Source organism: Aeromonas sp. 2692-1, from assembly GCF_013085505.1.
In the GTDB taxonomy this organism is placed as follows: domain Bacteria; phylum Pseudomonadota; class Gammaproteobacteria; order Enterobacterales; family Aeromonadaceae; genus Aeromonas; species Aeromonas hydrophila.
Window position 1 is genome coordinate 4,362,319 of record NZ_CP038513.1, and the last position, 20,417, is coordinate 4,382,735.

The window sequence follows — 20,417 nt, forward strand, 5'->3', positions numbered from 1 at the left end:
TCATTGACGAATCTGCTCACACTCTTACTACGAAGCCGTGATCAAGGCTCATGTGCTGCTCAGAATCCTCATGTATTCACATACACTCCGGTTCTTGCGCTGCTCTTTACCTTGCTGACGGCCTCTCGCGACAGGCCGTGAACAGATTCTGAGCCGATGGGCGAAGCCTGCTTCGCCCATCTGGGTCGGGCTTACTTCTTGTCGTCTTTCACTTCTTCGAACTCGGCGTCGACCACGTCGTCGTCAGCCTTGGCGGAAGAAGAAGACTGACCGGCATCAGCACCGGCGGCGCCTTGCGCCTGAGCCTGCTGCTGGGCAATTTCCATCAGCTTCTGGGACGCTTCCAGCAGTGCCTGCTGTTTGGCTTCGATGGCAGCCTTGTCGTCACCCTTGATGGCGCTTTCCAGCTCGCTCAGCGCGGCTTCGATCTTGGTCTTGTCGTCGGCAGGCAGGGCTTCACCGGCTTCGGTGATCTGCTTGCGGACGGAGTGGACCAGACCATCAGCCTGGTTGCGGGTCTGCACCAGCTCTTCGAACTTCTTGTCCTCGGCCGCGTTGGCTTCGGCTTCGCGTACCATGCGTTCGATCTCGTCATCAGACAGACCAGAGGAGGCCTGGATGGTGATCTTCTGCTCCTTGTTGGTCTCCTTGTCTTTGGCGGAGACGTGCAGGATGCCGTTGGCGTCGATGTCGAAGGTCACTTCGATCTGCGGCAGACCACGCGGTGCCGGACGGATGCCTTCCAGGTTGAACTGACCCAGAGACTTGTTGTCGCTGGCGCGCTTGCGCTCACCCTGCAGCACGTGAATGGTCACGGCAGACTGGTTGTCTTCGGCAGTGGAGAACACCTGGGACTTCTTGGTCGGGATGGTGGTGTTCTTCTCGATCAACGCAGTCATCACGCTACCCATGGTTTCGATACCCAGGGAGAGCGGGGTCACGTCCAGCAGCAGTACGTCGGTCTTGTCACCGGACAGTACGGCACCCTGGATGGCAGCACCCATGGCCACGGCTTCGTCCGGGTTGACGTCTTTGCGCGGCTCTTTGCCGAAGAAGTCGGCAACGGCCTTCTGCACCATCGGCATGCGGGTCTGACCGCCTACCAGGATGACGTCGTCGATCTCGCCAACGGCCAGACCGGAGTCTTTCAGAGCGACACGGACCGGCTCCAGGGAGTCTTTCACCATGTCTTCCACCAGGGATTCCAGCTTGGCGCGGGTCACCTTGATGTTCATGTGCTTCGGACCGGTGGCATCTGCAGTGATGTACGGCAGGTTCACGTCGGTCTGCTGAGCGGAAGAGAGCTCGATCTTGGCTTTCTCGGCGGCGTCTTTCAGACGTTGCAGAGCCAGCTGATCCTTGCGCAGGTCGATGCCCTGCTCGCGCTTGAACTCTTCAACCAGGTAGTTGATGACGCGGTTGTCGAAGTCTTCACCACCCAGGTGGGTGTTACCGTTGGTCGCCAGTACTTCGAAGGTGGTCTCGCCTTCGACTTCGTCGATCTCGATGATGGAGATGTCGAAAGTACCGCCACCCAGGTCATAGACGGCAACCTTGCGCTCACCCTTGACCTTGTTCACGCCGTAGGCGAAAGCCGCGGCAGTCGGTTCGTTGATGATGCGTTTTACATCCAGACCGGCGATGCGACCGGCATCCTTGGTAGCCTGACGCTGGGCATCGTTGAAGTAGGCCGGCACTGTGATGACCGCTTCGGTCACCGGCTCGCCCAGATAATCTTCGGCGGTCTTCTTCATTTTCTTCAGCACTTCAGCAGAGATCTGCGGCGGTGCCATTTTCTTGCCTTTGACTTCTACCCAGGCGTCACCGTTGTCAGCCTTGGCGATGGCGTACGGCATGATCTCCAGATCGCGCTGTACTTCGTCATCTTCGAAACGACGGCCGATCAGACGCTTGATAGCGAACAGCGTGTTCTTCGGGTTGGTGATGGCTTGGCGCTTGGCCGGCTGACCAACCAGGATTTCGCCGTCATCGGCATAGGCAATGATGGACGGAGTAGTACGGTCGCCTTCCGCGTTCTCGATCACGCGAGCATGGTCGCCATCCAGAATAGCGACGCAGGAGTTGGTAGTACCCAGGTCAATACCGATGATTTTACCCATTTGACGAATCTCCAAATACTTTGAATAAACTGGCGAGGGGCTCGCCTTAATGCGTTAACGGCTAGGTGGGGGCTGCCAATCTGGCTTTCAAGCTCCCGGCATCAAATTTTTTGTGCCGCCGTGGCCTTGCATCCTATATGGGGTCGCAAGCCGCTGCTTCAAGCCCCGCCCTGAAAAAACCTGCCTTCATTCATTACCGTTGGCAGGATGAAGACCGGCTATCAGTGCACCCGGCGACCACGCGGCCGGGGCACTTGCCAATAAAAAGCCCGCCGAGCGGCGGGCTCAGCACAGCGATGAGGCTCAGGCCGGGGCCTTGGAAACCATCACCATGGCCGGACGAATGACGCGGCCGTTGAGCTCGTAACCCTTCTGCATCACCGCAATGACGGTGTTGGGGGCAAGCTCGGCGTTCTCGATCATGCTCATCGCCTGATGGGCATTGGGATCGAACGGCTGATTGAGCGGGTCCAGCGGATTGAGGCCGAACTTGCCGACCGAGCTCTGCATGGACTTCAGGGTCAGCTCGACCCCTTCGATCATCGGCTTGAGCGCCTCGTTTTCCTTGTCGGCCAGCTCGATGGCACGCTCCAGGTTGTCCAGTACCGGCAGCAGCTCGGCGGCGAACTTCTCCAGCGCGAACTTGTGGGCCTTCTCCACGTCCTGGGCCGCACGGCGACGCAGGTTTTCCATCTCGGCGACGGCACGAATGGCACGCTCGCGCTCCTCGAGGGAGGCTTGCTGGGCGGCATCCAGTTGTGCCTCAAGCTCGGCAATGCGGGCCTGCTCGGCTGTCACTTCACTGTCTACATCGGTCGGCTCGACTGGCTGGGCTTCCACTTGCTCCATCGCTTCAACCTTTTGTTCTTCGTGGTTCATGACATCTCCAATTCCGGGGTTACTTATTGAGGGCCCGACCACCCGGTTGAGCGACCGGGCGGCAATGGGCCGACTATGTTGGCGCTATTATGGGGATGGATCCCCGGCTTTCAAGGGGAAAAGGGCGCCATTATCGCCAAGAGCGTGCAGCGGCGGGCAATTTGGGGCTTTTTCCCCGCATCCGCTGCGGCCGGACCAGCCGGTGGCAGACAAATCCCCCCCAAAGCGCGGTATACTCCCCCCAATACTCATCCCAGACCCGACAGACTATGGATTCTCCGTTCAAAACCATCGCCCTGATTGGCAAACCCCACCACGAAGGGGCCAACCAGACCCTGACCGGCCTGCATCAATACCTGACCACCCGCGGCTTTCGGGTACTGGTGGAGAGCCGGGTGGCCCATGCCCTCGGCATCATGGACGAGAACGTGATGGACCTGGTGCAGCTGGGCCAGCAGGCGGATCTCGCCATCGTGGTCGGCGGCGACGGCAACATGCTGGGGGCCGCGCGGGTACTGTCGCGCTTTGACGTGGCGGTGATCGGGGTGAACCGGGGCAACCTCGGTTTTCTCACCGATCTCTCGCCGCAGGATTACCTGCTGCCGCTGGAGCAGGTGCTGTGCGGCCACTACAAGAGCGAGCACCGCTTCCTGCTGGAGGCGGCGGTCTATCGCCATGGCGAGCGCAAGTCCAACAACCTGGCGGTCAACGAGGCGGTGCTGCACCCGGGCAAGATTGCCCACATGATCGAGTTCGAGGTCTACATCGACGGCAGCTTCATGTACAGCCAGCGCTCGGACGGCATCATAGTGGCCACCCCCACCGGCTCCACCGCCTACTCCCTGTCGGCGGGGGGTGCCATCCTCACCCCCAAACTCAACGCCATCACGCTGGTGCCCATGTTCCCGCACACCCTGAGCAGCCGCCCCATCGTGCTGGACGCCGACAGCGAAGTGCGGCTGCTGGTCTCACCGGACAATCAGGACGACGCCATGCAGGTGAGCTGCGACGGTCAGGTGACCCTGGCGGTCCACCCGGGGGACGAGATCCTCATCAAGAAGAGCAGCCACAAGCTGCATCTGGTGCATCCGCTCGACTACAGCTACTTCCACGTGCTGCGCAACAAGCTTGGCTGGGGCAGCAAGCTGTTCTGACGCTCGCTTTACGTTCCTGCGCATCCTGTTGCTGGTCGACTCTTTACTGTATGGAAAACCAGTATATACTGGATGCATACACAGTAATGTTGGCCCATACAGGATGAAACCATGCTGACCCAGCTGACCGTCAACAACTTCGCCATCGTCAAGTTTCTCGAACTCGATCTGCAACCGGGCATGACCTGCATCACGGGTGAGACCGGGGCCGGTAAATCCATCGCCATCGACGCCCTGGGCCTGTGCCTGGGGGAAAGGGCCGAGGCCGGCATGGTGCGACCGGACAGCGACAAGAGCGAGGTCAGCGCCCGCTTCCTGCTGGACGGCAACCCGGCCGCCCGCGCCTGGCTCGCCACCAACGAGCTGGAAAACGAAGGGGAGTGTATCGTGCGGCGGGTCATCTCCGCCGAGGGGCGCTCGCGCAGCTACATCAACGGCGTGCCCGTCCCCCTCACCCAGCTCAAGAACCTGGGCCAGCTGCTGGTCAACGTGCACGGTCAGCATGCCCACCAGATGTTGCTCAAACCCGACTACCAGCTCGCCCTGCTCGATGGCTACGCCGGCCACCATCTGCTGCTCGATGAGGTGCGCCGCCACTACCAGCAGTGGCGCCAGTTGCAGAACGAACTCAACCGGCTCAAAGCCGAGCAGCAGCAGCGGGAGGCCCGTCGCCAGCTTATCGAATATCAGGTGCAGGAGCTGGACGAGTTCGCCCTGCAGCCGGGGGAGTTTGAAGAGATTGAAGAGGAGCACCAGCGCCTGGCCAACGGCACCGAACTGATGCAGGAGTGCGGCGCCTGTCTCGACCTGCTCTATGACAACGAGGAGACCACCATCGCCGGCCTGCTGCAGACCGTCGTCGATCGGGCCGAGAGCCTGGTCGCCATGGATAGTCGGCTTGGCGACGTGCTCGGCATGCTCAACGAGGCGCTGATCGGGGTACAGGAGAGCCACAGCGAGCTGCGCAATTATCTGGACCGGCTGGAGCTGGATCCCGAGCGTTTCAACGAGCTGGAAGCCCGCCTCTCCAAGGCCATCAATCTCGCCCGCAAGCACCACGTCAAACCGGCCGAGCTGGCTCTGCACCACCAGGAGCTGGCCGCCGATCTGGCACGCCTCAACTCCGATGAGGAGCGCCTGGAGGGGATGGAAGACGAGCTGGCCGAGGCCCGCCTGGCCTTTGTGCAAGCCGCCGAGGCCCTGAGCCAGAGTCGCCAGCGCTACGCCGAGGAGCTCGGCGCCAAGGTGAGTGCCAGCATGCACGAGCTGGCGATGCCGGATGGCCGCTTTGCCATCGAGGTACGCCCCGATGCCCAGAGCAGCCTCTCGCCCCTTGGCATCGATCGGGTGGAGTTCATGGTCACCACCAACCCGGGCCAGCCCATCCAGCCGCTCGGCAAGGTGGCCTCCGGCGGTGAGCTGTCGCGCATCAGCCTGGCCATCGTGGTCATCAGCGCCCGCAAGGTCTCCACCCCCACCCTGATCTTCGACGAGGTGGACGTGGGGATCAGCGGCCCGACTGCTGCCGTGGTGGGGCGCCTGCTGCGCCAGCTGGGTGAATCCACCCAGGTGATGGTGGTCACCCACCTGCCACAGGTGGCAGGCAAGGGCCATCAGCACATGGTGGTCAGCAAGCACACCGACGGCAAGACCACGGAAACCCAGATGCAGGCGCTCGATCAAGGGGCCCGTCTCAACGAGCTGGCCCGCCTGCTGGGGGGAGACCAGATCACCGACAATACCCTGGCCAACGCCCGCGAATTGCTGGCCTGCTAAGATACAGGTCAGCCATCTGCATGCGGGGTCCACGGTGAGCATCGGGTACCTCGTGTCACCTCGCCTGCTGGTGACGGCGGTTTGCGGCTACTGGAGCATCATCACCATGCCGCCGTTGCTGCATCCTGAAGGGTCACCCCGGCGGTTTGGATGGTCACGGCCTGCCTGGTTGGGCTGGGGTTGGAGCATCCTTGTCGCTAACCAACCCGAGCCACAGTCTCATCTCTTTGCTTGCCCGCCTTCTCCTCTCCAACTCCTGCGGCGTGAACCTTGCGGCCATGGGCGAGCCCGCCGGCGCTTGCCACGCGGCCATCTCCTCCAGCTTGTCTCCCTGTCCGGGTTTGCCTCCCTGCCCTAATCTGCCGCCCTGGTCTGTCTCCCAGTCCTGCCCCCAGACGATTCAGCAGCAGGAGTGTGCGCCCCTTTGACCACAGGGTTTCGCCTGCCGTAGAGCGGCCTGCGCCGGTTGCCATCAGAGGGGACGGCGCATAGAGTGAAACCAGAGCGGGGGCCAGCCCCTGTTTTCCCATTTGCCCCGCATACCTGATCTTGCCTCAGGTACGTCATCAACCGCAGGAATGGCACCATGCTCCACGTCTTTGGTCACAAGAATCCCGACAGCGACAGTATCTGTACCGCTCTGGTTGCCGCCGACTGGCTCAATCGTCAAGGTCGGGCGGCCCAGGCCTATGCCCTCGGTGAACCCATTGCGGAAACCCGCTTCATTCTGGAAACCGCCGGCGTTGCCGCCCCGCCTCTGCTGCAGGGCAGCGTGGCCAACAAGGAGGTGTTCCTGGTGGATTTCAGCGAGCTGGAGCAGGGCCCCGAAGGGCTGGCCGAGGCGGACGTGCAGGGCCTCATCGATCACCATCGCATCGGTACCCTCATCACCCGGGGCCCGCTCGATGCCTGGATCCGGGCCGTCGGGTGCAGCGCCACCGTGCTGCTGGAGCTGATGGGCTATGACACCCTCTCCCGCGCCCAGGCTCGCCTGCTGCTGGGGGCCATCATCAGCGATACCTTCAGCCTCACCTCGCCCACCACCACGGCACGCGACCGCGCCGCCGTTCATGCCCTGCTGCCGCTGGCCGATCTGGCGCTGGAGCCCTTTGCCCAGACCCTGCTGGAACGGCGCACCCAGCTCGGTGACGCCCCCATGACCGAGCTGCTTGCCGCCGACGAGAAGGCCTACCAGATCGCCGGCTACCAGCTCTATGTCAGCCAGATCTGCGTGATGGATCCCACCCAGCTGCACAGCCGCCAGGCCGAGCTGGAACAAGCCATGCAAGAGCGCCTGATGCAGGACGAGCTGGATGCCTATGTGTTGATGCTGACCGATCTGGCCAAGGGGGCAGCCAGCTCTACTTCGCCAGCAACGGCATTCTGCCCGAGCAGCCGACGCATCTGGTTGGCGCCGTCAGCCGCAAGAAGGAGGGGCTACCCTGGCTGACCCGCTATCTCTCCGGCGAGCAGCTCTGACCCCAGCCGGCGGGTCGGCCTCTGCCGGCTCGCCGCCCTCTCCTCTTTTCAGCCCCTTCACCACCTGCCTCACTGGCCCATTCACGGCGCTTCCCGGCCAGGCAACTCATGCTTTGCTCACACTTTTACCGCCCCGTCCCCCATTTTCCCGCCAAAACCCGGTTTTCCTTCATTTTCCATTCAACTCAGTCTGTTATGATGATGTAAACGAACATGGCCTGGCGATGCATCACCGACACGAGGTGACGCCTGCCGCACAGAGAGCCAGGTTCGTGCTATGCGACACATAGCGGGCACACAGTGGTATGGGACAGGCCGTTTGTCCCGGGTGACCCGCGCCATGCCAAGGGAGAACTGCTTATGACCTCAACCAATATTGTGCTGTTGCTGGAAGGCAAGGATTACGAGCAGGAGACGCTGGCCAAAGCGAGTCAATTGGCACAAGCCATGGGGGGCGAGCTGACCCTGTTGCACCTGACCCACAGCAGCAAGATGCGCCGCAAGAGCCTGTCGCTGTCGGAAGAGGAGCGCAGCGCCCAGGGCACGCTGGATGCCAAGGCCATCATCAGCGAACTCATCACCACCCTGCAGCACCCGGTGGATTACCAGTGTCTGGTGGTCGATGACGTGGTGCCCGACCTGAAACGCTGGCTGGCCGCCCACCCGACCGATCTGCTGCTGATCGGCAGCCGCCACCACTGGATGGAAGGCTCCCTGGCCCGCCTGCTCATCTACAAGCTGCCGATCGACATCCAGATCTGCCACGAGCCCTACAGCGAGCAGCTCAAAGCCGTCGGTTGATGACCGGGGTGCCCACCCGCGAGGTGGGCACCCTGTTGCCACCTCTCTTTCGGGGTCCTTTTTACCCCGCCATCCCCTGCTTGCCCTCCTCATTCCCCGGCCTAATGACAAGGCTATCTACATGTTTCCTTACATATTCATCGCTGTTTTTTAAGCCTCGTTTGCTGCAGGATATTGCCCTTGCACGCCTTCGTTCGCTTCTTTCAGGTGAAACATGAACATAACTCCCCAGCAGAGAAAAATTGCCCTGCTCGCCCTCGTCCTCTTGCTCGCCATCGGCTGGCTGCTCTGGCCGAGCAAGGCGCCCGAGCCGGTGCTGACCGCCCAGGTGACCCGTCAGGATGTGGAACAGACCGTGCTGGCCAGCGGGGTACTGCAGGCCATCGAGCAGGTGGACGTCGGTGCCCAGGTCTCCGGCCAGGTCACCTATCTCGCGGTGGAGGCGGGCCAGAAGGTCAAGCAGGGGGATTTGCTGGCCGAGATAGACCCGCTGATCGCCCAGAACAACCTCAAGACCGCCGAGGCGGATCTCGCCAGTCGCCGCGCCCAGCTCAAGATCAAGCAGGCCCAGCTCAAGCAGAACGAGCTGAGCTGGCGCCGTCAGCAACAGATGTTCAGGCAGGAGGCAAGCTCGCGCGCCGATCTGGAGAGCGCCGAAGCCCTCCTGGCCGTGACCAAAGCCGAGCTGCAAAGCGCTCAGGCCGAGGTCGAGAATGCCCAGATCAAGGTGGAGCGCACCAAGACCGAGCTCGGCTACAACCGCATTCAGGCACCCATGGATGGCACCGTCGTCAGCATTGTGACCCGTCAGGGTCAGACCCTGGCTGCCAGCCAGACGGTGCCAACCCTGCTCAAGCTCGCCAACCTGGAGACCATGACGGTCAAGGCGCAGATCTCGGAAGCGGACGTCACTCGGGTCAAGGCCGGCATGCCGGTCTACTTCACCCTGATGGGGGACCCGGATACCCGCTACCACGACACCCTGCGCACCGTCGAGCTCGCCCCCACCAACATCAACGAGCAGGCCACCAGCACCACGGCCACCAGCAACGCCGCCGTCTACTACTACGCCCTGTTCGACGTGCCCAACCCGGATCACACCCTGCGGGTCGCCATGACTACCCAGGTCACTATCGTGCTCGGCGAGCGCAAGCAGGTGCTGACCATTCCGCAGACCGCCCTTGGCAAGAAGCTCGGTGAAAACGAGTACGAAGTCACCCTGCTCAAGGAAGACGATCAGAAGGAGACCCGCCGCATCAAGACCGGCATGAAGGACGACATCAAGATCGAAGTGGTCAGCGGCCTGAGCGAGCAGGAGAAGGTCACCCTGGGCCAGGGCAAGCCGGCCAGCAACAATGACGTGGAGATCATGCTGTGAGCGAGCCGCTGATCCAGCTCAAGGGGATCGAGCGCCGCTACCAGAGCGGGGAGCAGGAAGTGACCGTGCTCCATCCGCTCGACCTCACCATCGAGGCGGGGGAGATGATCGCCATCGTCGGTGCCTCCGGCTCCGGCAAGTCGACCCTGATGAACCTGCTGGGCTGCCTCGATCGACCGAGCAGCGGCCAGTACCTGTTCCGCGGCCAGGATACCGCGACCCTGGATGCCCTCTCCCTCGCCCGGCTGCGCTGCCACCACTTCGGCTTCATCTTTCAGCGCTACCATCTGCTGCCGCACCTCAATGCCGCCGCCAATGTGGAGATCCCGGCCGTCTACGCCGGTACGCCGCGGGCCGAGCGCCAGGCCCGCTCCCAGACGCTGCTCACCCGGCTGGGGCTCAGCGATCGCAGCCATCACACCCCGAGCCAGCTCTCCGGCGGCCAGCAGCAGCGGGTCAGTATCGCCCGGGCGCTGGCCAACGGCGGCGAGGTGATCCTGGCGGACGAACCGACCGGGGCCCTCGACAGCCAGAGCGGCAAAGAGGTGATGGCCATCCTCAAGGAGCTCCACGCCCAGGGCCACACCATCATATTGGTGACCCACGACATGGAGGTGGCCAGCCACGCCGACCGGATCATCACCCTGAAAGATGGCCGGGTGCAGGAGGACAGCGGCCGCAAGCCGGCGGCCGTCCCCGTGACCCCGACCGCCGCCCCTGCCGGCAAGGAAGGGGCAGGCCACGACTGGGATCGCTACCGGGAAGCGGCGCGCATGGCGCTGCACGCCATGCTGGCCCACCGCATGCGCACCTTCCTCACCATGCTTGGCATCATCATCGGCATCGCCGCCGTGGTGAGCGTGGTGGCGCTCGGCCAGGGGGCCCGCGCCAAGGTGATCGATCAGATCAACGCCATGGGCACCAACACCATCGACATCTTCCCCGGCAAGGATTGGGGGGACGAGAAGGCGGCCAGCATCCAGACCCTCAACAAGCGGGATCTCGACGCCCTGCTCGGTCAGCCCTATCTGGAAGGGGCCAGTCCCCAGATAGCCGCTCCCGGCCAGTTGCGTTATCGCAACAAGACCAGCAGCGGCAGCATAGTGGGGGTCGGCAACGACTTCTTCCGGGTCAAGGGGATGAAGCTCACCAACGGCCGGTTGTTCGACGAGCGCGACATCCAGAACCGGGCGGCGGTGGCGGTGGTGGCCGGCAAGACCATCGAGAGTCTGCTCGGCAAGCAGGATCCCGTCGGCCAGGTGGTACTGGTCGGCACCCTGCCGGTGCGCATCATCGGTGTGGTGGAAGAGGAGACCGGGTTTGGCCGCAGCAGCCAGTCGGTGAACGTCTGGCTGCCCTACAGCGCCGTGATGAGCCGTCTCATCTCCCAGAACCACTTCAGCCAGCTCACCATCCGGGTCAAGGACGGAGTGCAACCGGCGCTGGCCGAACAGGCCGCCATCGAGCTGCTGACCCAGCGCCACGGGGTGAAGGACTTCTTCACCTTCAGCAGCGACAGCATCATCAAGTCGGTGGAGAAGACCACCGCCACCATGACGCTCTTGGTCTCCGCCATCGCGGTGATCTCCCTCATCGTCGGCGGCGTCGGGGTGATGAACATCATGCTGGTGTCGGTGGTGGAGCGAACCCGCGAGATCGGCATTCGCATCGCGGTCGGCGCCCGCCAGTCGGACATACTGCAGCAGTTTCTGATCGAGGCGGTGATGGTGAGCCTGCTGGGCGGCATGCTCGGGGTCGGCGTCTCCCTCTTCATCGGCCTGCTCTTCTCCCTGTTCGTGGAGAGCATCCAGATGCACTTCTCGCTCTTTTCCATCCTGATGGCGTTTGGCTGTTCCTCGCTCATCGGGATCCTGTTTGGCTACCTGCCCGCCCGCAATGCCGCCCGGCTCGACCCGGTCGAGGCGCTGGCGAGGGAATGACGATGTACCACTTATCCAAACTGGGGCTCTGCCTCACCCTGGCGCTCGGTCTCGGCGCCTGCAGCCAGCAGAGCAGCTATCAGCGGCAAGAGTTGGCGTTGGCCGACCACTGGCAACAGCCGGACGACGGCCTCACCCGGCAGCAGGCCGGACCCTGGTGGCAAGGCTTCCACGACCCCGAGCTGGATCGGCTGATCGAGGCCGTGCTGGCCGCCAACCCGGACATGCAGGTAGCCGGCCTGCGCCTGCGCAGTGCCCTGCTCGGCGCCGATCTGGCCGACACCAACCTGACTCCCTCGGTCAATGCCGGCATCAGCGGCAATGGCACCAAGGATCTGAAGAGCGGCAAGGCCAGCGGCAGCATGGGCCCCACCCTCACCCTCGGCTACGAGGTGGATCTGTGGGGCCGGCTCGCCTCGGTGCGGGATCAGGCGAGCTGGGAGGCCGAGGCCTCCGCCCAGGATCTGGCGGCCACCCGCCTGATGCTGATCGGCAAGGCGCTGGAGCAGTACTGGCAGCTGGCCTATCTCGGCTCGGCCATCACCCTCGGCCAGCAGCAGCTCGCCAACTATGAGCGCGCCGAGCAGCTGACCCAGGCCAAGTACCGGGCCGGCGCCGTGACCCGGCTCGATCTGGTGCAGGCCAGCCAGCAGAAAGCCGGCAAGCAGGCGGAGCTCAGCTCGCTCCTGATGCAGCAGGAGCAGGCCCGCAATGCCCTGCGGCTGTTGCTCGGTCGCAGCAGCGGCTCGCTGGCGTTCGAACCCAAGGCGCTGCCGACGGCCCCCATCCCCACGCTGGCGGTCGGCATTCCGGCCGATGTGCTGGCGCGGCGGCCCGACGTGCGCTCCGCCGAGCTGCGCCTGCGCAAGACCCTGGCGAAGGGGGACGAGATCCGCACCGGTTTCTACCCCACCTTTAGCCTGACCGGCGGGGCCAGCAGCAGCTCGGACACCCTGACCCAGGTGCTGCAAAACCCGGTGGGTACCCTGGGCGCCACGCTGGCGCTGCCCTTCCTCGAGTACAACAAGACCCGGCTCGCCATCGCGGGCTCCAGCCTCGATTACCAGATAGCCGAAGCGGAGTTTCGCAAGCAGCTCTACAGCGCGCTGGTGGAGGTGGAGGATGGTCTGGCCGCCCGCCACCACGGCGAGCAGCGTCTGAACTACCTGGCTGAGCAGCTGGACTTTGCCAAAGAGGCGGAGCGGCTGGCCAGAGCCCGCTACCAGGCCGGCGCCACCGGGGTGCAACCCTGGCTGGATGAGCAGAACCGGTTGTGGGATGCCGAGCTCGCCCTGCTCGGCCAGCAGAAGGAGCAGCTCAACACCATGGCCAGGATCTACAAGGCGCTGGGGGGCAGCGATCGCAGCTGACCTGCCTTGTCTCATGCCCTCGTACCGTGCGAGGGCATGAGGCATCCCCCTTACTTCTCCCCTTGTGTGCCTTTTCCCCTCGGCCAGGGTCTGGCTGCTGGCGCACAAAGCAATTGATAATAATTTTCATTTAATGAAAAATGGGCGCCATTATCAGTCAGGAGTATGCCCATGTCCCAGTCCGCCCCGGTCAATCGTCCCCGTCTGCTCACGGTCAAGCACATTCAGGATGTGAGCCCGCACCTGCGCCGGATCTGCCTGACCAGCCCGGAGCTCGCTGACTACCCCTTCACCTGTGGCGGCGCCCATATCAAGATCATGCTGCCCCAGCCGGGCCAGGCCCATGCCGTATTGCCCACCCCCACCCCGCAGGGGCCGCGCTGGGAAGATCCGAGCCAGCGCCCCATCATGCGTACCTTCACCATTCGCGCGTTTCGCCGCGAGGCGCTGGAGCTGGATATCGACTTCGCCCTGCACGGCGATGGCGGCCCCGCCAGCCGCTTTGCCAACGAGGTCAAGCCAGGCGACCTGCTGGCCATCTCAGGCCCAGGTGGTCCGGACCCCATGTTGCAGCCTGCCAGCCACTACTACATGGTGGGAGATCTCACCGCCCTGCCCGCCATCAGCGCCATGGCCGAGGTAATGCCCGCCGATGCCCGCGGCCACATCGCCCTGCTGGTGCCCTATCAGGAAGATGTGCAGGATCTGTCGCTGCCCGCCGGGGTGACCCTGCGCTGGTTTGTCGGTTCCCCCGAAGAGACGGCGCCGCTGGTGGAGTACTTCACCGCCCTGCCGCTGGAAGAGCAACAGAGCTACTTCTGGTTCGGCGGGGAAGAGGGATTGGTGGTCCCCATGCGCCGCCACGTTCGGCGTACACTCGAGGTGGATCGCACCCGGGTCTACGCCGTGCCCTACTGGCGCCACGGCAAGGATGAAGAGGCCTATCACCACGCTCGTCACGACGTGATGGACAGCTGAATCAGCTGATTTTGTCCTGAAATATCAAGCTCATGGTCTGCCGGCCATGGGCTTGATTGCCATTGGTGCGATGCCACCCTACCTGTTCTCCCCCCCATTCTGGTATGCCGCTCGGTTGTGCTTGCATTTGTGGCCGACAACAAGATAATGACAATCACTCTCAACAATAACAGGTGATGACGCCCCATTGCAGCTCCCTCGCCCGGGTCCCGGTGTGGAGTGCACGTCATTCACTCCATTTGCACAGCAAGGTAATCCAGATGGCAGTCTTGAACTCGGTAATGCGCGCCTTCGCGGTGGAGGCTCTCCCCACTCCTGCCGACCTGTTGGCACTTCACCCCTGTCCCGCCGACCTGGCAACCCGGATCGCTCAGCACCGTCAACTGGTTCGCCAGATCCTGAGCGGGGATGACGATCGCCTGCTGGTGGTCATCGGTCCCTGCTCCATTCACGATCCCCTCGCCGCCCTCGATTACGCCCGGCGGCTGGCAGTGCTGGCCCACGACTATCGGGATCGGCTGCAGATAGTGATGCGCACCTATTTCGAGAAGCCCCGCACCACGGTGGGCTGGAAGGGGCTGGTGTTCGATCCTCATCTGGACGGCAGCAACGACATAGGCCATGGCCTGCAACTGGCACGCCAACTGCTGCTCGACATCAATCAACTGGGGCTGGCTACCGCCACCGAGTTTCTCGATACCACCAGCTTCCTCTACCTGGCCGATCTCATCAGCTGGGGAGCGATCGGCGCACGGACCACGGAATCACAGGTGCACCGGCAGCTGGCCTCGGCCCTGCCCTGTCCCATCGGCTTCAAGAATGGTACCGATGGCAACATCCGGGTAGCCATCGATGCCATCCAGGCCAGCGAAGCATCCCACCTGTTTACCGCCCCCGGCAGCCAGGGCGGCATGGTGGTGATCAAGAGTGAGGGCAACCCGGCCGGCCACATCATCTTGCGCGGCGGAACCCGCCCCAATTATCACCAGAGCGATGTGGAAGAGGCGGCCGAGCGCCTGGCACGGCAGGGGCTCACGCCCCGACTGATGGTGGATTGCAGCCACGGCAACAGCCAGAAACTGCACAAGAACCAGATCCGGGTGGCAGGAGAGCTCTGCCGCCAGCTGGGGGAAGGCAGCGACGCCATCGCCGCCGTCATGGTCGAGAGCTTCCTGCAGGGGGGCAGCCAGAAACCGGCGCCGCTGGCCGAGCTGATGTATGGCCAGTCGGTCACCGACGCCTGCCTGTGCTGGGACGATACCCAGACCCTGCTCGCCATGCTGGCAGAGGCCGTCGAGACACGGCGCCAGCACCCTGATCGGGCACAACCCGACACCGCCCACTGGCATGCCCAGCTGGCCAGTTGAACGACCATCAGCAATAAGGCTCCCACAACGGGAGCCTTATTATTTTGCCGATATTCCTGCCCTGTCGACCGCTCTGGTCTACCGATTAAATGACCCGCTCACTCTTTTTCCATGCAAAGTACGCTGACATTCGGATCCGGCTGACATTAATAATATATTGGCTCAGTTATTACCCACTGCTGGCCACAGACCAGCAGTCTCCCCCGGTCAGGGTGGATAACCACGCCGTAAAATCCGGCGAGTTGCGGAGCAAAAAAGAGGCACGCCTTGCGACTGACTTAATGCTTTTTCCATTGCCGCATCGCCAGCCAGCTAATACCTGACGGGCTATATGAGTCCAGATATGGCTGGCATTCCGATGATCACGTGACAACAAAAGCGCGCACGGGAGCCATCAGTACGACCATATCCAATTAATCATTCAATCATGGGGCGACCAATTGACGTGCAGAGTGTTGGTCTGAATGCGACACAAGAAGGTCGTATCAGGGGAGTTGGGGAATTGACAGAAGATATTTTTGGTGAACACAAATAATAATGCCGCCTCATGGGCGGCATCATTCATGACTGATCCCGTGGATCAGATCAGGAAATCATTCAGATCCTTGCCCAGTGCCACTTGTTCGGCAATGGCTTTCGGCATGCGGCCTTGACCAGTCCAGGTTTTCTCCTGGCCATCTTCCTGGTACTTGTACTTGGCAGGACGCGGGGCGCGCTTGCTCTTAGTCGCACCAGCAGCGGCAGCCGGGGCGGCGGCGCTGTTCAGCAGCTCACGGGGATCGATACCGGCCTGCTGCAGCATTTCAGTGAACTCGCTCAGCTTGCGCTGACGCTCTTCCTGTTCGGCACGCTCTTGTTCAACAGACTCGGCACGCTCGTTATATACCAGCTCGAACTTTTCTTTTGCTTCTTGCAGCTGTTCAAACGGCAATTCACGGATGGCAGCGCGCAGGCTGCGAATGTTCAGCAGAACTTTCAGAAACTCGTTCATTACTTCCTCACAGAATTATTTTTGTTTGTCACAGGGATAACACAGCTTGAGAATAGCACGGCTGTTTGATGACAACATAATGATTTTATAGCCGCTGTCACTTTCTTAACAAAAAAGAGCGGCTGAATATACCGCTGACTTTATTCAGCCATTACCCATTACGTCACACCAGCTCATCTTTTGCCATGCAATTCCCCATACCGGGTATGGCAAATAGCGCAGATGTGCCTCGCTATATTTTCCATCACAGTTGCGACCGCTATTTTTACAATTGGCCACGGTTGTTAAAACCTGACTCACCCACATGAGACTCAAGGTAGACGATTGACACTATATATTACCGGCAGCATCCGCTCGTTACTGCCGGCAATACAGCTCTGCAACCATGATCTGATCAGTCGCAGGGCGCTGGCGCCCTATTCCAGGATCAACCGCCGCCAGGGGCCGGTGATCTCGCAGTGACCGGTTTCTGCCGTATTCTGCCATCCCAATCGATGATAAAAGGCCAGCGCCGCCGTATTGTGGGTCGCCACCTTGAGCGAGGCGGGCTTTTGAAAAGAGGCCAACCCGTGACTCAGCAGGGCCCGCCCCACCCCCTGCCCATGCCAGTCGGCCGAGACATAGAGGTGGTGAACGAAGCTTTCATCTCCCCAGATGGAGACAAACCCGCAAGGCGCTCCCCCCTGCTCGGCTACCCAGATCTGCTCGCCCCGGGTCTGCTCGTCAAAATCTTCCAGCCTAAAATGAGCGGGATCGACCCAGTGAAAAGTTTGCCGCCGCCCTTTGAGAAACAGCAGCGCCAGCTGGGGAATATCCGTCTCTTGCATGACTCTGATCATCAAAGCGTCCTTGTCATTGTGACTGCCTGACCCCACTCTCAATGGAACACAGGCACCATGTCAAATCGCACGGGCATAATAGTCTCTCGGCAATGGCAGGGGTGTGACACACCTCTGTCCATTTCATAAGCCATGGGACTATACTGCCTGAGTCCCATGTATGGATGGTTTGAGGCTCGCTGATTTATGGATAACAAGCAGATAGAAGGCAACATCTTTGTTCCGGCCCATATCGACGATGTCTGGCGCGCCTGGACAACCGAGAGTGGCCTGCGCAGTTTTCTGGCGCCGGAGTGCCTGATGGTGCCCGAACCAAATGGTCCCTTCGAAATCTATTTCAGACCCGATGCCCCGCTGGGTGAACGTGGCAGCGAAGGTTGCCGGGTGATGGCCGTCATGCCCCACGACCTGCTCAGCTTCAGCTGGAATTTCCCGCCCTCCCTGCCCCACATTCGCCTGCAGAAGACCCAGGTCAGCCTGCGGTTCGTGCCGGAAGGCCAGGGCACCCGGCTCTACTTCCTGCAAACCGGCTGGGCCAACGACCCGGACTGGGATCAGGGCTACGCCTACTTTCGCGAAGAGTGGCTGGAAACCAGCCTGCCCCGCCTGCAATACCGCTTCACCCACGGCCCCATCGACTGGAACAACCCGCCGGACAAGCAGCAACTGAAATCCCTGGCTCAATAAGAGCCCATATAAAGAAGAACACCGCCAGCTGGCGGTGTTCTTCTTTATGCAAGGTCGGTGCAGACGGGCTTACAGCAGGGCGGCCCCGTAGCGGTTGGGCAGAGTCGAGCCTTTTTGCAGCTTGAAGAAGAGCAGGATCAGGAAACCCAACACCGGAATGGCCCCCACCAGCAGATACCAGCCGGTGCGATTGGTGTCGTGCAAGCGGCGCACCCCCAGCGCCACGGTCGGGATCAGCGTCAGCAAGCCATATACACCCAAGGGATAATTGAGCTGCTCAGGGGCGTTGAACGCCAGCGACAGGGCAACACATATCACGGTATTGATCAGCAGGAACATGAAATATTCCTGGCGGGATGCCCGCCCGCTGAAATTGAAATAGTTTTTAAACGCATTGAAATACCAGTTCATTATTTACCTCTTGGCATTGCCAGATAGCTGATGGGTTGAAGGGCAATCTGCTCTTGCCGTTATTTTTCAACATTCGAGTCAAATCGAGTCAACTTGAAAATATATTGATGAGCTGCTATCCGGCAATACAATAAACATTATTAAAAACTATTAACGGGCGACCTCGCATTGCACACTGGTTACCAATACTGCACCAGCCCTCCACTTCCCGCAGCCGGCTGGCCAGCAACGCCTGACACGGCAGCACCGCCAGACTTGGTACTGCAATGGAGCGGAATTCACATAACTGATTGATTTTATGCACTTTAATGGTTTTTAATAATGATCTTTCGTTGGCGTTCGACTGGACCGGGCTGTTACTCTGCAGGCCACAACATCAGGTTATAACCCCTTCAGGCTCACAGGGTTTAAATATGCGTACACGTTTGGCATTGATGATCTCATCAAGCCTTCCCAGCACCCGCTGCCAGAATATAAAGAGCCATCATGCGCTTGTTGGCGCCACTGATTCGAGGCTGCCGGCGCCCTCGGTTATTACTCTGATCATCATCATAAAAATAAAAGAAATGATGACAGCAACAATCCATTCAATCGCAATGAATTAAATGGTGAACGATAAACTGAAACTACTGCCACACCGGCTGAATATGTATTTCAGCTGGTCGATGGTTGGCAAAATGAGCATGGCAAGCACGCCTTTTTAAGCGTCTGGCATAGCGACGACACCTTCTTCGCGTGTCACTTCAGTGGTGCTGGCACCTTGCTCGGCATGTATGTAGTCCATTGAGCGGCACCATCCAGCCGCGGAGCGAGCAGCTGTTCATCCGGTGCCTGCCCCCTGCCTCTCACACTCGTGGGGAGCCAGCCTCTGCGACTCCCATCTATCCCTTGACAAGGGGTGGCGCCCCCGTCAGATTTCACTCTCTACCTGTTAATAAGCAACATCATCTGCGAGACGATCACCGCGCCATGGATCCGGATCACGCCCCTCACCTGCATGCCTTCGGTCGCTTTGTTCTGGATTCGAAACAGCTCACCCTGACCCGCTCCCATGATGGGAACCCAACCAGCGTGCGTGTGTCTGCCGCGGAGGCACGACTGCTGCACTTCTTCCTGACCCATGCCGGCAGCCTGCACAGCAAGGAGACCCTGCTCGCCATCGGTTGGGACGGACGACCGGTGAGCGCCAGCTCTCTCCCCGTGGCCATTGCCAACTTGCGCCGCTATCTGGATACCCCGGAGCAGGAGGCGGTGATCCGCACCTTGCCCCGCCAGGGCTATCTGTTGATGTTGTCGCCCGCCGCCATGCAGGAGGCTATCCCCACGACCAGCCCCCCTCCCTGAGCGAACCTGCTGCCGACCCAGCGCCGTTGCCGGAGGCGGGCGAGCCTGTCGCCGCCGTGCCCGCTGCCGCTTCCCGGGATGCCGTGCCCATCCCTTTGCCACGCTGGCAACAACGGCTGCTGCTCGGGGTGATGGGGCTGTTTCTCGCCTTGCTGCTGCTCACCGGTCTCTACCTGAGCGCGACCTGGGTCTCGGTGCGCTGCGAACCGGTCGGTCAGGGCACGCTCTGCCGAACCCAGAAAGCGGCATCCCGTCTGCCCACTCCGGCTGCCGGCGAGATCTGGCTGATGGTCGGGGAAGATCAGGCCAAATTCGAGGAGAAGAAGCCATGAGACGCGCCGCTCTGATCCGCCTGCTCTTCGGGCTCAGCGCCACCGGCATGGTGCTGGTGGGCCTGGTGCTCATCAACAGCCTGGGCTGCAACTACGAGATGCACCTCTCCTCCAAGGAGGCGGATTACTACGCCGTCTGCCGGGCGGGGAAGTTCACCGTCATCGAGCGCGACCGCTACACCAAGGCGAAGTGGATGGTGAGCGCCTATCAGGCGGTGCTCGGCAACCAGCTCATCTTCCTGGTGACGGATCGCACCCTCATCGAGCGGCCCGACAAGCAATCGGCGCTGAGCGACATCAATCAGGTGGAGGGCACCTTCAGCATGCCCCTCAACTACGGCTGGCAGATGATCACGCCAGAGCAGATCGCCATCTTCCAGCACTCGCCCCACCCCGAGCTATTGCAGGGCCACTTCGAGGGCTGGCTCGACTTCTACCACAAGTTCTGGCCGGCCACCCCGCTGCGAGCGCAGTAACCACTGACTCGCCGCCAGGGCTCACAAATCTCTCAGTTGCCAAACAACAAGGCCACCCCGGGGTGGCCTTGTTGCTGCTATGGACTGCCTGGCAA

General features: G+C 61.5%; 17 protein-coding genes and 1 pseudogene. 13 read left to right on the top strand and 5 right to left on the bottom strand.

The window, feature by feature from the left end; all coding sequences use genetic code 11:
* Positions 1-191 precede the first annotated feature (191 nt).
* Positions 192-2,120 carry a molecular chaperone DnaK gene (gene dnaK, locus E5E97_RS20280; RefSeq protein ID WP_011706781.1) on the bottom strand — a complete coding sequence of 643 codons (1,929 nt, stop codon included), beginning with the start codon at positions 2,118-2,120 and terminating at the stop codon, positions 192-194.
* Between the two features lie 303 nt (positions 2,121-2,423).
* The gene (gene grpE / locus E5E97_RS20285) at positions 2,424-2,999 is read right to left on the bottom strand and encodes a nucleotide exchange factor GrpE (RefSeq protein WP_011706782.1); all 576 of its coding nucleotides are present in this window, start codon (positions 2,997-2,999) and stop codon (positions 2,424-2,426) included.
* Between the two features lie 269 nt (positions 3,000-3,268).
* Here grpE and nadK point away from each other — a divergent pair, with 269 nt between their 5' ends.
* The 9 genes and pseudogenes from nadK (at position 3,269) to E5E97_RS20330 (ending at position 15,242) form a co-directional block, all read left to right on the top strand.
* Positions 3,269-4,153, top strand: coding sequence for an NAD(+) kinase (gene nadK, locus E5E97_RS20290; RefSeq protein WP_005303013.1), 885 nt, complete (start codon positions 3,269-3,271; stop codon positions 4,151-4,153).
* Positions 4,154-4,264: 111 nt separating this feature from the next.
* Positions 4,265-5,929 carry a DNA repair protein RecN gene (gene recN / locus E5E97_RS20295; protein WP_011706784.1) on the top strand — a complete coding sequence of 555 codons (1,665 nt, stop codon included), beginning with the start codon at positions 4,265-4,267 and terminating at the stop codon, positions 5,927-5,929.
* A 586-nt stretch (positions 5,930-6,515) separates the two neighbouring features.
* A pseudogene (locus E5E97_RS20300) lies at positions 6,516-7,408 on the top strand (DHHA2 domain-containing protein).
* 360 nt (positions 7,409-7,768) lie between these two features.
* Complete coding sequence (locus tag E5E97_RS20305) at positions 7,769-8,209, top strand: universal stress protein (protein ID WP_171280921.1); 441 nt, start codon at positions 7,769-7,771, stop codon at positions 8,207-8,209.
* Between the two features lie 214 nt (positions 8,210-8,423).
* Complete coding sequence (gene macA / locus E5E97_RS20310) at positions 8,424-9,587, top strand: macrolide transporter subunit MacA (RefSeq protein ID WP_171280922.1); 1,164 nt, start codon at positions 8,424-8,426, stop codon at positions 9,585-9,587.
* On the top strand, positions 9,584-11,527 hold the full coding sequence (locus E5E97_RS20315) for a MacB family efflux pump subunit (protein ID WP_171280923.1): 1,944 nt from the start codon (positions 9,584-9,586) through the stop codon (positions 11,525-11,527). Before macA ends, E5E97_RS20315 begins: the two co-directional genes overlap by 4 nt.
* Positions 11,524-12,897, top strand: a complete 1,374-nt coding sequence (locus E5E97_RS20320) for an efflux transporter outer membrane subunit (RefSeq protein WP_171280924.1) — start codon at positions 11,524-11,526, stop codon at positions 12,895-12,897. Before E5E97_RS20315 ends, E5E97_RS20320 begins: the two co-directional genes overlap by 4 nt.
* 171 nt (positions 12,898-13,068) lie before the next feature.
* On the top strand, positions 13,069-13,875 hold the full coding sequence (locus tag E5E97_RS20325) for a siderophore-interacting protein (RefSeq protein ID WP_042065747.1): 807 nt from the start codon (positions 13,069-13,071) through the stop codon (positions 13,873-13,875).
* A gap of 260 nt (positions 13,876-14,135) precedes the next feature.
* Positions 14,136-15,242 (top strand): 3-deoxy-7-phosphoheptulonate synthase, encoded by a 1,107-nt coding sequence (locus E5E97_RS20330; protein ID WP_171280925.1) that lies wholly within the window; start codon positions 14,136-14,138, stop codon positions 15,240-15,242.
* Between the two features lie 580 nt (positions 15,243-15,822).
* Here the strand turns inward: E5E97_RS20330 and E5E97_RS20335 are convergent.
* On the bottom strand, positions 15,823-16,233 hold the full coding sequence (locus tag E5E97_RS20335) for an H-NS family nucleoid-associated regulatory protein (RefSeq protein WP_017410727.1): 411 nt from the start codon (positions 16,231-16,233) through the stop codon (positions 15,823-15,825).
* 416 nt (positions 16,234-16,649) lie between these two features.
* Positions 16,650-17,072 carry a GNAT family N-acetyltransferase gene (locus tag E5E97_RS20340; RefSeq protein ID WP_171280926.1) on the bottom strand — a complete coding sequence of 141 codons (423 nt, stop codon included), beginning with the start codon at positions 17,070-17,072 and terminating at the stop codon, positions 16,650-16,652.
* Positions 17,073-17,258: 186 nt separating this feature from the next.
* On the opposite strand from E5E97_RS20340, the gene E5E97_RS20345 reads away from it, so the two are divergent.
* Positions 17,259-17,759, top strand: coding sequence for an SRPBCC domain-containing protein (locus E5E97_RS20345; protein ID WP_011706794.1), 501 nt, complete (start codon positions 17,259-17,261; stop codon positions 17,757-17,759).
* A 69-nt stretch (positions 17,760-17,828) separates the two neighbouring features.
* On the opposite strand, the gene E5E97_RS20350 is transcribed toward E5E97_RS20345, so the two are convergent.
* Complete coding sequence (locus E5E97_RS20350; protein ID WP_011706795.1) at positions 17,829-18,170, bottom strand: DUF805 domain-containing protein; 342 nt, start codon at positions 18,168-18,170, stop codon at positions 17,829-17,831.
* Positions 18,171-19,139: 969 nt separating this feature from the next.
* Here E5E97_RS20350 and E5E97_RS20355 point away from each other — a divergent pair.
* The 3 genes from E5E97_RS20355 to E5E97_RS20365 all read left to right on the top strand — a co-directional run bounded on the left by E5E97_RS20355 (position 19,140) and on the right by E5E97_RS20365 (position 20,322).
* Positions 19,140-19,514, top strand: coding sequence for a winged helix-turn-helix domain-containing protein (locus tag E5E97_RS20355; protein ID WP_171280927.1), 375 nt, complete (start codon positions 19,140-19,142; stop codon positions 19,512-19,514).
* Positions 19,515-19,597: 83 nt separating this feature from the next.
* Positions 19,598-19,846 carry a hypothetical protein gene (locus tag E5E97_RS20360; RefSeq protein WP_171280928.1) on the top strand — a complete coding sequence of 83 codons (249 nt, stop codon included), beginning with the start codon at positions 19,598-19,600 and terminating at the stop codon, positions 19,844-19,846.
* Entirely contained in the window at positions 19,843-20,322 is a 480-nt protein-coding gene (locus E5E97_RS20365) for a hypothetical protein (protein WP_171280929.1), read from the top strand. The genes E5E97_RS20360 and E5E97_RS20365 overlap by 4 nt, the downstream gene beginning before the upstream one ends.
* Positions 20,323-20,417: the final 95 nt, after the last annotated feature.

Excerpts from the sequence above, each read along its gene's own strand:
- E5E97_RS20345 (WP_011706794.1), top strand. The coding sequence starts at position 17,259 with ATGGATAACAAGCAGATAGAAGGCAACATCTTTGTTCCGGCCCATATC.
- dnaK (WP_011706781.1), bottom strand. The coding sequence starts at position 2,120 with ATGGGTAAAATCATCGGTATTGACCTGGGTACTACCAACTCCTGCGTC.
- macA (WP_171280922.1), top strand. The coding sequence starts at position 8,424 with ATGAACATAACTCCCCAGCAGAGAAAAATTGCCCTGCTCGCCCTCGTC.
- E5E97_RS20320 (WP_171280924.1), top strand. The coding sequence starts at position 11,524 with ATGACGATGTACCACTTATCCAAACTGGGGCTCTGCCTCACCCTGGCG.
- E5E97_RS20305 (WP_171280921.1), top strand. The coding sequence starts at position 7,769 with ATGACCTCAACCAATATTGTGCTGTTGCTGGAAGGCAAGGATTACGAG.
- E5E97_RS20340 (WP_171280926.1), bottom strand. The coding sequence starts at position 17,072 with ATGATCAGAGTCATGCAAGAGACGGATATTCCCCAGCTGGCGCTGCTG.
- E5E97_RS20365 (WP_171280929.1), top strand. The coding sequence starts at position 19,843 with ATGAGACGCGCCGCTCTGATCCGCCTGCTCTTCGGGCTCAGCGCCACC.
- E5E97_RS20335 (WP_017410727.1), bottom strand. The coding sequence starts at position 16,233 with ATGAACGAGTTTCTGAAAGTTCTGCTGAACATTCGCAGCCTGCGCGCT.
- E5E97_RS20330 (WP_171280925.1), top strand. The coding sequence starts at position 14,136 with ATGGCAGTCTTGAACTCGGTAATGCGCGCCTTCGCGGTGGAGGCTCTC.
- E5E97_RS20350 (WP_011706795.1), bottom strand. The coding sequence starts at position 18,170 with ATGAACTGGTATTTCAATGCGTTTAAAAACTATTTCAATTTCAGCGGG.
- E5E97_RS20325 (WP_042065747.1), top strand. The coding sequence starts at position 13,069 with ATGTCCCAGTCCGCCCCGGTCAATCGTCCCCGTCTGCTCACGGTCAAG.
- grpE (WP_011706782.1), bottom strand. The coding sequence starts at position 2,999 with ATGAACCACGAAGAACAAAAGGTTGAAGCGATGGAGCAAGTGGAAGCC.
- recN (WP_011706784.1), top strand. The coding sequence starts at position 4,265 with ATGCTGACCCAGCTGACCGTCAACAACTTCGCCATCGTCAAGTTTCTC.
- nadK (WP_005303013.1), top strand. The coding sequence starts at position 3,269 with ATGGATTCTCCGTTCAAAACCATCGCCCTGATTGGCAAACCCCACCAC.
- E5E97_RS20355 (WP_171280927.1), top strand. The coding sequence starts at position 19,140 with ATGGATCCGGATCACGCCCCTCACCTGCATGCCTTCGGTCGCTTTGTT.